At 66.1% G+C, this 11,217-nt stretch carries 8 protein-coding genes, 1 tRNA gene and 1 pseudogene; 7 read left to right on the top strand and 3 right to left on the bottom strand.

Annotated features, from left to right (window positions below; all coding sequences use genetic code 11):
* A pseudogene (locus tag QZ281_RS08445) lies at positions 1-300 on the top strand (serine protease); the annotation flags it as partial.
* A 51-nt stretch (positions 301-351) separates the two neighbouring features.
* Here QZ281_RS08445 and QZ281_RS08440 read toward each other — a convergent pair.
* Together QZ281_RS08440 and QZ281_RS08435 are read right to left on the bottom strand one after the other, a co-directional pair.
* Complete coding sequence (locus QZ281_RS08440; RefSeq protein WP_292227118.1) at positions 352-3,207, bottom strand: pitrilysin family protein; 2,856 nt, start codon at positions 3,205-3,207, stop codon at positions 352-354.
* A gap of 174 nt (positions 3,208-3,381) precedes the next feature.
* Positions 3,382-4,266, bottom strand: a complete 885-nt coding sequence (locus tag QZ281_RS08435; RefSeq protein ID WP_292227115.1) for an isoaspartyl peptidase/L-asparaginase — start codon at positions 4,264-4,266, stop codon at positions 3,382-3,384.
* Between the two features lie 145 nt (positions 4,267-4,411).
* On the opposite strand from QZ281_RS08435, the gene QZ281_RS08430 reads away from it, so the two are divergent.
* Entirely contained in the window at positions 4,412-5,413 is a 1,002-nt protein-coding gene (locus QZ281_RS08430; protein WP_292227113.1) for an NADPH:quinone oxidoreductase family protein, read from the top strand.
* 43 nt (positions 5,414-5,456) lie between these two features.
* On the opposite strand, the gene QZ281_RS08425 is transcribed toward QZ281_RS08430, so the two are convergent.
* Positions 5,457-5,855: a YkvA family protein gene (locus QZ281_RS08425; RefSeq protein ID WP_292227110.1), complete on the bottom strand. Its 399-nt coding sequence runs from the start codon at positions 5,853-5,855 to the stop codon at positions 5,457-5,459.
* Positions 5,856-5,910: 55 nt separating this feature from the next.
* On the opposite strand from QZ281_RS08425, the gene QZ281_RS08420 reads away from it, so the two are divergent.
* From QZ281_RS08420 to QZ281_RS08400, 5 genes are all read left to right on the top strand, one after another.
* The gene (locus QZ281_RS08420) at positions 5,911-6,693 is read left to right on the top strand and encodes an SDR family NAD(P)-dependent oxidoreductase (RefSeq protein WP_292227107.1); all 783 of its coding nucleotides are present in this window, start codon (positions 5,911-5,913) and stop codon (positions 6,691-6,693) included.
* Positions 6,694-6,893: 200 nt separating this feature from the next.
* A tRNA-Gly gene (locus tag QZ281_RS08415) sits at positions 6,894-6,968 on the top strand.
* Positions 6,969-7,450: 482 nt separating this feature from the next.
* Positions 7,451-8,068, top strand: coding sequence for an isoprenylcysteine carboxylmethyltransferase family protein (locus QZ281_RS08410; protein WP_201098876.1), 618 nt, complete (start codon positions 7,451-7,453; stop codon positions 8,066-8,068).
* A gap of 72 nt (positions 8,069-8,140) precedes the next feature.
* Entirely contained in the window at positions 8,141-8,440 is a 300-nt protein-coding gene (locus QZ281_RS08405) for a hypothetical protein (RefSeq protein ID WP_201098243.1), read from the top strand.
* Between the two features lie 188 nt (positions 8,441-8,628).
* Positions 8,629-11,142 carry a cation-translocating P-type ATPase gene (locus tag QZ281_RS08400; protein ID WP_201098874.1) on the top strand — a complete coding sequence of 838 codons (2,514 nt, stop codon included), beginning with the start codon at positions 8,629-8,631 and terminating at the stop codon, positions 11,140-11,142.
* The last annotated feature ends 75 nt before the right edge of the window (positions 11,143-11,217 follow it).

The raw sequence follows: 11,217 nt of genomic DNA, 5'->3' as shown, positions 1-11,217 counted from the left end.
GTGCTGGCCTGGGCCGAGGTGGGGCGCACACGCGGGTTGACCGGCACCTTGTCAGGGCTTTCGGGCGCGCCTGCGCTGGATCGCCATGGGCGGGTGATCGGCGTCACTCTGGCGGAATCACCGCGCCGGGGCCGCATCTATACGACGGCGCCGGAATCTTTCGGCCCCGCCATTCGGGGCGAGCAGCGCGCGGATGAGGCGTCGCTGGGCGAGCCTGTCACGATCGACAACTATGGCCGCGTCTCGGACAATCTGCGGCGCGACCTGCGCGTGGCCCAGGTGGTCTGTCTGTCGGTCTGAACCGACGCCTCCTCCCCGTGCGATACGGGAAGGAGGTCCGGTGCAGCCGTCCTATTTCAGCGTGGCGCTGTTCAGGTTCAGGTCGTCAATATTGATGACTTCCACGTTCGGGTGTTTGGCGCGCAGGGCGTCGAGGAACAGCGAGCCGTCACCGACAATCACCAGACTGGCGCGGTTGATCGGCAGGTGGTTGGCGAAGGCCGCCTCGACCTGTTCCGGCGTCACGGCGCGCACCCGGCCCGCATAGGCGGCCAGATCGGTCATCGGCAGGTCGTACTGGGCCAGACCCGCGACCAGCGAACCCAGACCATCCACCGTCTCCAGCGAGTCGCTGAAGCCTCCGATCAGGGTAGCCCGGCGTGTCGCCAGTTCCGCCTCGGTGGCGCGCGTCGTTCCCAACTTGCCGACTTCGCTCAGCAGCAGATCAGCGACCTGTACGGCGGATTCGTTCTTGGTCTGGGCCGAGGCGGTGAACAGGCCCGCATTGGCGCGGACGCCCAGCGACGAGCGTGCGCCATAGGACAGACCGCCCTTGATGCGGATTTCCTGGTTCAGACGTGACGAGAAGCCTCCGCCCAGCAGGGTGTTGCCCAATGTCAGGGGGAAGTAGTCGGCGTCGGTGCGCGAAACGCTGCGTGCGGCGACGGCGACGGCGGCCTGACCAGCGCCCGGCTGGTTGATGACCACGATGCGCGGGGGCAGGGCGGCGCCAGCCGGATTAGCGACAGCGGCAGGGGTTGCGCCCGCGCCGCGCCAGTCTCCGAACGCCTGCTGGGCCAGAGCGCGGGCATCAGCGGGCGTGATGTCACCCGAGAAGACCAGAGTGGCGTTGGCCGGGCGATAGCGGGCGGCGTGGAAGGCGGCGACATCCGCCGGGGTGATGGTCGGCACTGACTGGATCGTGCCGGAGCCGGGCGCGCCATAGGGGGCCGCGCCATAGGTAATGCGGGCTGCAGCCAGTCCAGCGACCGGACCGGGTTGGCTGAGCGAGACACGCAGACCATCAAGGGTCTGGGCCTGCTGGCGCTCCAGCTCTTCGCCGTCAAAGGCGGGGTTCTTCACCAGATCGGCCATCAAGGCGACGGTCTGACCGAAGGCGTTGGCGGGCGAGTTGGCGTAGACGCTGGAGAAGTCTGCGCCCGCGCTGGCGCCGATCACCGCGCCCAGTTGCTCGATCTGGGTGGCGATTTCAGGGGCGGACTTCGTCTTGGTGCCTTGCGTCAGCAGGGCCGAGGTCAGGGTCGCGACGCCAGCCTTGCCCGTGGGATCGCTGGCCGTGCCTGCGCTGATATTCAGGCGGGCCGAAACCAGTGGGACGCCGCTGGTCGGGGCCACCAGAACACGCAGGCCGTTGGCCAGCCGGAAGTCTGCGACCGCCGGGGTGCTGGGGGCGACGTCAGGGCCGGGTTGCGGCAGGGCCGCGCGCTGGCCTTCCGGCAGCAGGGTGACCGGCGCACCCGCAGGCGCCAGGTCCGCGACCTTGACCGGGGCGTCCACATTGGTCCGCGCGACCGAGGGCGGATTGGCGGCGTCCGACGCCAGATACAGGATCGTCGACTGACGTTGCGGCGTCAGATATTTGCGTGCGACGCGTTGGACGTCGGCGATGGTGACGGCCTGAATGCTGGCGACTTCCTGATCGGCGGCGGCGGCGCTGCCCGTGTTGATCAGTGAGAAGCCCAGCGTCTGGGCGCGGCCCTCGACGGTCTCGCGGCCGCGCAGGGCGTTGGCGACCAGCTCATTCTGGGCCTCGGACAGTTCGGCGGCGGTGACCGGCTGATCGCGCAGCTTGGCGATTTCCTCGTTCAGCGCCGTGACGCCTTCTTCGGCGGTGTGGCCGTCGGCCATGATCGAATAGGCGGACAGGTTGCCTGCCTGCTGGGCGAAGTCAGGCTGGGAGCCGATGCTGGTGGCGATCTGCTTGTCATAGACCAGCGAACGATACAGGCGGCTGCTCTCGCCGGTGGACAGGATGCCGTCCAGCACCTCCAGCGCGGGGCGGTCGGCGTCGGCGTATTTCACGGCGGGCCAGGCGATCACCGCCGTCGGCAGCGGCACATTGGGCGCATAATAGGTGACGGTCTTCGGACCTGTCGGCTCAGGCTCCACGACATTATTGGCCGGGATGGCGGTGGTCGGGTTCTTCAGCGGGGTGAAATACTGGTCGACCCAGCGGTCCAACTGCGCCTGATCGAAATTGCCCGCCACGATCAGATAGGCGTTGTCCGGGCGGTAATAGGTGGCGTGGAAGCGACGCACGTCGTCCAGCGACGAGGCCTCAAGCTCTTCGATCGAGCCGATGCCGGGACGGCGGTAGGGGCTGTCCTTGTAGATGGTTTCCGGCACGAACAGGCCGAACAGGCGGCCATAGGGGCTGGCCAGAATCCGCTGGCGGTATTCCTCCTTCACCACGTCGCGTTCGGACACGAAGGTCGGCTCGTCGACGACCAGCGACCCCATGCGGTCGGCCTCGGCGAACAGCAGGCGTTGCAGATGGTTGGCCGGAATGGTCTCGTGATAGGCGGTCACGTCGTCGGCGGTGAAGGCGTTATTGCCACCGCCCACATCCTCGGTCAGGCGGTCGAAGCTTTCCGACGGCAGGTTCTTGGTCGCCTTGAACATCAGGTGTTCGAACAGGTGTGCGAAGCCCGACCGGCCTGCGGGGTCGTCCTTGGACCCGACCTTGTACCAGACCTGAACCGTGACATTGGCGGTGTTGGCGTCACGCGCCGAATAGACCTCCAGCCCGTTTGGCAGCACGCGCCGGGCAAAGCCCAGGGGCGGGACGACGATGCCCTGCTGGGCCTGGACGGCAGCGGGTGCGGGCGCGCTGTCGGCGAAGGCGGCCGGGGCCAAGCCCAGCAGCAGGGCGGACGCGGCGACGGTGGCGGTCAGGCGGAATTTCATTCAGGCGGCTCCAGCGCTGGGCGAATTGGGCGCGACCGTACCAGTGATCCGTACAAACGCACCTTACAGAGATGTAATGAAATGGCGGTGGGCGAATGCTGTTCCGCCGACTTCGGCGGAACTTCACGAAATGGGCCGTCGTCGGTCAGTAACGTCAAGCTTGTCGCGCAGATGTCAGTCCCTGAAGACTTGCACCCCGATCTCTCCGTCTGTGGTCAGCCAGGCGTGTTTCATGCCCTGACTGTTGAACGGCGCAGCGATATTGCCCTGGGCGTCCAGCGAGATCAGGCCGCCGTCGCCACCCCGACCTTCACCGTCCAGGCCGCCGATTTCGTCGATCACAGCCTGACCCGCATCAGCCAGCGACTGACCCGCCGCGACCCGCCAGGCCACCTGTGCGGCGGCGGCGACGCGGATGAAATATTCGCCCTGCCCGGTGCAGGAGACGGCGGCGTTCGCATCCGCCCATGTGCCCGCCGCCGGGATCGGCGTGTCGCCGACGCGGCCCGGCATCTTGCCGAAGACGCCTGCGGTCGAGGTCGCGGCGGCCAGACGTCCCTGCGCGTCCAGAACGCAGACACCGACCGTGCCGTGGCTGAGGGTTCCGGGCGGATGATTGTCCTCACCCTTGCCAGCGCCGGTGAACCAGGCGTCCTCGTCGGCGATCATCTCCAGACCCTGATCATGGGCGAACAGGGCCGCGCCATCTCCGGCCAGCATGACGTGCGGGGTCTTGTCCATCACCGCGCGGGCGGCGACGACCGGGTTGCGGAAGCCCTGAAGCGCGGCCACCGATCCCGCGCGCCGGGTCGATCCGTCCATGATGCTGGCGTCCAGTTCATAGGCCCCAGCCAGGTTCGGCGAGGCGCCCTTGCCTGCGACATAGAGACCTGAATCCTCAAGCATCACCACTGCCGCGACGGCGACATCAAGGGCGCTGTCGCCCGCGTCCAGCCGCAGCTTCATCGCCTCGACCACCTGCCGCATATGGACGATTTCGGCGTCATAGTTGCGTTCGCGCCGGGCGCCGGCGCCGCCGTGGATGATGAGGGCGGTCATGTCGTCTTCCTGAGCCTGTTCGGTCGCCTCTTTCAATCAGGCGTGCCGCTCTTTAGCGTCACCGGGAAGGCCGCGCCATGTCGGCGTGTTCGATCATTGCAACGGTCCTCGGCGCATTCAGATCGCCGGGCCACGGAGGGAAATGATGCGCGCTGTACTGTCCAAGACTGCCGGTGGTCCCGAAACCCTAGAGATCGAGGATGTGCTCGATCCGACGCCCAAGGCGGGCGAGGTGATCATCGAGGTCAAGGCGGTGGGCATCAACTTCCCCGACACCCTGATCATCGAGGACAAGTATCAGTTCCGTCCCGAACGCCCCTTCTCGCCGGGCGCCGAAGTGGCGGGCGTGGTCGAGGCTGTGGGCGAAGGCGTCAAGGGCGTGTTCAAGGGTGACCGCGTCATCGCCGTGCCGGGCTGGGGCGGCCTGGTCGAGCGTCTGGCGGTGCGGGCCGAAACCCTGATCCCCATTCCCGACGCCATGAGCTTTGAAGAGGCCGCCGCGCTCGTGATGACCTATGGCACCAGCTATTACGCCCTGAAGGACCGGGCGAAACTTCAGCCGGGCGAGACCCTGCTGGTGCTGGGCGCTGCAGGCGGCGTCGGGGCCGCGGCGGTCGAACTGGGCAAGGCCATGGGCGCCAAGGTGGTCGCCGCCGCATCCACCAACGACAAGGTCGAGTTCGCACTGGATCTGGGCGCCGACAATGGCCTGATCTATCCGTCCGGCGCGCTGGACAAGGCGGCGCAGAAGCAGCTGTCCGGCGAGTTCAAGCTGGCCACGGGCCGCGACGGCGCGGATGTCGTCTATGACGCGGTCGGCGGCGACTATGCCGATCCGGCGCTGCGGGCCATGGATTGGAACGGCCGTTATCTGGTGGTCGGTTTCCCGGCGGGGATCCCGTCATTGCCGCTGAACCTGACCCTGTTGAAGTCGGTGTCTGTGATCGGGGTCTTCTGGGGCGCGGCGGTCGCGCGCGATCCCAAGGGGCACGCCGCCAACATGGCCGAGCTGATGCAGTTCTATGCCGAGGGCAAGATCAAGCCGCGCGTGTCCCAGACCTATCCGCTGGAACGCGCCGGTGAAGCCATCAAGGCCCTGGGTGACCGCAAGGCCCTGGGCAAGATCGTGGTGACGGTCGAAAGCTGACCGGCGCGCAGGGCGGCCCTTCCTTGCGAACAAGTGGGGCCGCCTATTTCTCTTTCAGGCTTTTCACAGCATCCGCCGCCAGCAGCTTGTGGCGCGGCTTGATGTGGGCGCTGACCAGAGCAAGCACGGCGGCGATCACCGCTGCATCGTCGGTATAGCCGATGCCCGCAAACACGTCGGGAATGGCGTCGATCGGCATGACGAAATAGGCCAGTCCGGCGAAGATCATGCCCTTGGCGGGCAGGGGTGTTTCCGGGTCGCGCGCGGCATACCAGGCGGCCAGCGCCTGATCGGCAAAGGGTATCCGCGCCGCCGTGCGTTGAATCTTGGGCCAGAAGCCGCGTGTGACGCGCGTCTCGTTGACCTTCACGACCGATGGAACCAACGCCTTCTTGGGGTCGATGGCGTCGGCGGGATCTGCGGGTTTGGCTTTGGCGGTCATGGCCGCTAAATCCTCAATCGAAACTCAGGTTCAATAATACATAGGAACGACAGGGATGAAACTCGACAGCAGCATCGCCGCCGTAGTCACCGGGGGCGCTTCAGGCCTGGGTGAAGGCACAGCCCGCGCCATCGCGGCCACCGGCGCCAAGGTGGCCCTGTTCGACCTGAACGAAGAACGCGGCGAAGAGATCGCCAAGGAAATCGGCGGCGTCTTCTGCAAGGTGGACGTGACGGACGACGCCTCGGTCGCCGCCGCCTTCGAAAAGGCCCGCGCCGCCCACGGACAGGAGCGTCTGACCGTCAACTGCGCCGGCATCGCCACCGGCCAGAAGACCGTGTCTCGCAAGCGCGACACCGGCGAGATCCACGCCCACGACATGGCGGCCTTCGAGCGCACTGTTCGCGTCAATCTGTTCGGCACCTTCCGCGTCCTGTCGCAGTCGGCGGCGGGCATGGTGACGCTGGAGCCTCTGGCGGACGGCGAGCGCGGCCTGATCGTCAACACGGCCTCGGTGGCGGCTCAGGACGGTCAGATCGGTCAGGCGGCCTATTCGGCGTCCAAGGGCGGCGTCTATGCCATGACCCTGCCCATCGCCCGCGATCTGGCTCAGGAAGGCGTGCGCTGCAACACCATCCTGCCCGGCATCATGTGGACGCCGATGATGGCCGGCATGGACCAGAAGGTTCAGGACAGCCTGGCCGCCGCCATCCCCTTCCCCAGCCGCCTGGGCACGCCTGCGGACTATGCGTCGCTGGTGCTGGAACTGGCCCGCAACGTCTACATCAACGGCGAATGCATCCGTCTGGACGGCGCCATTCGTCTGGCGCCGCGCTGAGCGCAACGGGCGTTGAAAATGGGGACAGAGGCCGAACGCCGATACGTCCGGCCAAGCTTGTGGCGGAAACCTGAAAACCTAGGGAAATCAGGTCTTTTCGAACAGAATTGCGATAGTTTGAAAAAAGGGGTTGCGGTCCGCCGCAACCCTCCGCTATACGCCCCCTCCTCGACGGGGAGCGCAACTAGCTCCTACGGAGTGCGGGCGTAGCTCAGTGGTAGAGCACAACCTTGCCAAGGTTGGGGTCGAGAGTTCGAATCTCTTCGCCCGCTCCAGTCGAGATTGCTAAGGCAATCAAGAGGTTAGGCAGGGGCGGTCCTTCGGGATCGCCCCCCTCCTTTTTTCCCGCCGCTACCACCCCGCTACCAAAAACTTTTCGGGCGTCTAGCGCTGGCTTGCTACTATCGGGTGAACTTCCATGAAATCCGCTGGACTCTGCTGAAAAAGCGAGCCGCCGTGTCCGCGAACGGTGGGTGGTGAACAAAATCGTGAGCACACTTGAAGTGGCAGCGCTCAATGCGCTTTTCAGAACCGCGCCACCCAGCACGTTCACATCGGTTGTCTTGCGCTTCACGCAATGTCGTATGCACACAGCCGATCGGTTCTGAAGGCCGAACCCCACACATTGCCGGACCAAGCGGGCGGACATATTTGACGAGTATGGCCATGCTATAGGCCAATGATCGACGATGCGCGCCATCGACTAAAGGGCTTCCGCCTTCAGGCGCGCGACGATCCTCATCTGGACGGCAGGCCTATGCCGGACGCGCAATCGCTTCACACCCTTCAACTGATCCGCAAGGGCGTACTTGCGGTCGGCATCCTGGCGGTTGTCATCCTGGCGGTCTTCACGGGGGAAAGGCTCTGGTCAGATGCGGTGCATGCGGGCTTTCGGGCCGCCGGCCTCGTGATGATCGGGATCGCCATCGTTGGACGGGCCTGGTGCTCGCTCTATATCGGAGGCCGCAAGGCCGCCGAGATAGTGGATCGCGGCCCTTATTCCGTAACCCGCAACCCTCTCTATCTGTTCAGCTTCATCGCGGCGCTCGGTATGGGTCTTCAGACCGGCAGTCTGGTTCTGGCGGGGCTGTTCGTGCTTGTGGCTGTAGGTGTCTTCTTCGCCACGGTGAAGCGTGAGGAGGCCTGGCTTCAGGCCCGCTTCGGCGAAGCCTACAGTGAGTATCGGCGTCGCACGCCCCGGTTCTGGCCGCGGCTCTCGGCCTGGCGAGACCTTGAGACGCTTCAGATCCGACCAGACCGGTTCGTGATGACCCTGAAGGACGGTTCGGTCTTTCTTCTGGCCGTACCGATTTTCGCCTTCGTGGCCTGGCTGCAGTCGAAGGGCTGGGTGAATGCCGTCATCACGCTGCCCTGAGCCAATGACACCGGTACCGGCAACCACAAACGGGCGGCCTCCAAGCCTGGCTGTTCACCGCGAGAGTCCGGCATGAGCACCTACACCGTGTTTCCATTCAAGTCGTCCGGCGTTGCGCCGAGCGTCTACTGGATCGAACAGGGCGACGATGTCCTGGCGGCGGCTGAGGGCCTGAGGCTGCTGGCCGACCACCAAAGCGCCGTCCGCGTGACGGTCTGGCGAGGGGAGGCCCTGGTCTTCAGTGGTCCCTCCGCCGAATGCGCCGCGTGGCTCTCGAGCGAGCCTCAACGCCGCTCAGACTGTCCGGCGATCTCCCACCCGGACCAACTCTGCAGCACAGACTGCGGACGACTGCGCCTCGATGTTGGCTGACGTCTGTCTTGGACAAGACGTCAACGGTTCGGGGGCTGCTGCCCCGGTTGCCTCTTCTCCGTCAGCGCCCCGGGACCTTCGCCAGCCTCTGGTCGTCGTCACCCAGACCTTGACCTGAATCAAGGTGTCGTCGCGCACCCGACCTAAGGTGCGTGTGGCTCGATCGGGGCTGCGACGGGTTTGATGATGTGGACGTGACATGGCCCGGCCTCGATCAGGATGAGGCCGACCGACGGCTCCTGTCCGCAGGTCCGAACATCCCTTCTCCTGTGCGCGCCCGCAGCCTGGGCAGGATTCTGCTTTCGACCCTGCAAGAACCGATGTTCCTGCTGCTGGTCGTTGCGGCCGGGCTGTATCTGTTTCTGGGCAGCCTCGCCGAGGGTCTCTTTCTGACCCTTGCCGCGGTCGGGACGATCAGTCTGGTCGTAGTGCAGCAAGCGCGGAGCGAAAGCGCTATGAAGGCGCTGCGCGACCTGTCCGAACCGACCGCCAGGGTCATGAGATCCGGTGTCGCGTGCACGCTCGCCATCGACCGGCTGGTTCAGGGCGACATCCTGCTGGTGAGCGAGGGCCAACGCCTGCCCGTCGACGGTCGCCTGGTCGATGGCGACGTGCTGAGCGTGGATGAGTCGACCCTGTCGGGAGAGTCCGCCCCGGTCATCAAGACCGTGCGCCAGGCGATCTCGGATCCGGACGGCGCCGGCGACGCCGTGTTTTCCGGCACGCTCGTCGTGTCCGGCCAGGGCGTGGTCGAAGTGCTGGAGACCGGGCCGCGGACGAGATTGGGTCAGATCGGAACCTCGCTGGCCGCCATTGCGCCTGACCGGACGCGACTGGAGAGGTCGACTGGACGCCTGGTCGCCCTGTTCGGCTTTCTGGCGGTTGTGCTCAGCGCCACGGTCGTCCTGGCCTACGGGCTGATGCGGGGCGACTGGATCGAAGCACTTCTCGCAGGCATCACCGTCGCCATCTCGCTCATTCCCGAGGAGTTTCCGACCGTCCTTGCCGTGTTCATCGCGCTGGGCGCCTGGCGTCTGGCGCGCCATCAGGTTCTGGTGCGGCGCGGCGCGGTGATCGAGACCCTGGGATCCGCCACCCTTCTGTGCGTCGACAAGACCGGCACCCTGACCGAGAACCGGATGTCGGTGGCCGAGGTCTGGGTCGAAGGAAAGAGTGTCGACGCTTCGGCGGGGCCTTTGCCGCCTGATGCCGGTCTGGTCCTAGATGCCGCTGCATTGGCAAGCGCGTTGCAACCGACCGACCCGATGGACCGCGCCATTCGCGAGCGGTCGCCATCGACGGGCGGCGGGACCGTGACCCGGGCCTGGCCGCTCGAAGCTAAGCGGATGGCTGTGATCCAGACATGGCGGCTTGCTGACGGCAAATCGGCCGCCGCGGCGAAGGGGGCGCCCGAGGCGATCTTCAGCCTGTGCAAGGCGTCGGAGAAGACCCTGGCGCCGGCAAGAGAGGCTCTGGATGCGATGGCGGCCAGAGGGCTCCGCGTCCTGGCTGTTGCAACGGTCCGTCAGGTCGATGCTGGATTCACCGATCCGGATCAGGCCCCCTTCATCTTCAGCGGACTGATCGGCTTTCTCGATCCGGTGCGAGAGGATGTGCCGGGAGCCTTGCAGGAGGCGCGTCGCGCCGGAATCAGTGTGGCGATGATCACGGGCGACTACCCCGCTACCGCGCTCGAGATCGCGCGACAGGCCGGCGTCGATGTGGACCCTGGCGTGATGACGGGAGACGAGATCGCGGCTTTGTCCGCCGAACTTTCGGAACGCATCCGCACGGTCCGGGTCTTCGCCCGCATCCAGCCTCAGCAGAAGCTGGCGCTGGTCCAGGCCTTCAAGGCGAATGGCGAGATCGTCGCCATGACGGGAGACGGGGTCAACGACGCGCCTGCGCTCCAGGCGGCCGATATCGGGATCGCCATGGGAAAGCGGGGGACGGACGTCGCGCGCGAGGCGGCCGACATCGTGCTGATGGACGACAGTTTCGGCGCCATCGTCGGCGGGGTCCGCCTGGGCCGCCGGATCTTCGCCAATCTTCGTAAGGCGCTGACGTTCATCGTCGCCGTTCATGTGCCGTTGGCCGGTCTTGCTCTGATCCCGATCCTGATGGGCGCGCCGCCCCTGCTTTTCCCGGCCCATGTCGTCTTTCTTCAGCTGATCATCAGTCCGGTCTGCTCCCTGGTCTTCGAGGCGGAGCCCAGCGAAGGCGACGCGATGACGAAGCCGCCCCGTTCCGATACAGCGTCGCTGTTTGGTCCGCGCCAGATCGCGTTCGGGGCCCTGCAGGGGGTGGTCATCCTGTCCGGGGTGCTCGGCTTCTATGTCTGGATGCTCGCTCAGGCGCCGGAAACGGAGGCTCGCGCCGCCCCCTTCATCGCCCTTGCGATCGCGAACATGGTGCTGGCTTTGACGGACTCGGCCACCTCGGGCGTGTCTCTGTTCGATCCACACCGCCGGATCTTCTGGCTGATTTGCGCCAGCGCGGTGATCGTTCTGGGGGGCTGCGTGTCCGTGCCGTTCGTCGAGGATCTGTTCCGCTTTGCCACGCCGTCTGGCGACGCTCTCCTCTTGGCCATTGCCGTTGCACTCGTCAGCGGAGGCTGGGCCGGCCCCTGGCGGTGGATCGTTCAGCGGGCGCAAGCCACGCCCGGCCCGCTGCGGGAAGCGGGGCCCGTCGTGGCCGGCTGATCCGTCCAGTCCTTGATCTGCCTGAACGACGGACCGCGCCGCGGTCAGGCTGACGTCAGGTTTTCCAACCAGCGT

This window comes from Brevundimonas sp., assembly GCF_018608325.1.
Taxonomy (GTDB): Bacteria; Pseudomonadota; Alphaproteobacteria; order Caulobacterales; family Caulobacteraceae; genus Brevundimonas.
Note: the sequence above shows the minus strand (reverse complement) of the source record. Positions and strands in the feature narration are given on the sequence as shown.

What these genes read in the sequence shown, in the direction of transcription:
- QZ281_RS08440 (WP_292227118.1), bottom strand. Translation starts at nt 3,207, where the DNA reads ATGAAATTCCGCCTGACCGCCACCGTCGCCGCGTCCGCCCTGCTGCTG.
- QZ281_RS08435 (WP_292227115.1), bottom strand. Translation starts at nt 4,266, where the DNA reads ATGACCGCCCTCATCATCCACGGCGGCGCCGGCGCCCGGCGCGAACGC.
- QZ281_RS08430 (WP_292227113.1), top strand. Translation starts at nt 4,412, where the DNA reads ATGCGCGCTGTACTGTCCAAGACTGCCGGTGGTCCCGAAACCCTAGAG.
- QZ281_RS08425 (WP_292227110.1), bottom strand. Translation starts at nt 5,855, where the DNA reads ATGACCGCCAAAGCCAAACCCGCAGATCCCGCCGACGCCATCGACCCC.
- QZ281_RS08420 (WP_292227107.1), top strand. Translation starts at nt 5,911, where the DNA reads ATGAAACTCGACAGCAGCATCGCCGCCGTAGTCACCGGGGGCGCTTCA.
- QZ281_RS08410 (WP_201098876.1), top strand. Translation starts at nt 7,451, where the DNA reads ATGCCGGACGCGCAATCGCTTCACACCCTTCAACTGATCCGCAAGGGC.
- QZ281_RS08405 (WP_201098243.1), top strand. Translation starts at nt 8,141, where the DNA reads ATGAGCACCTACACCGTGTTTCCATTCAAGTCGTCCGGCGTTGCGCCG.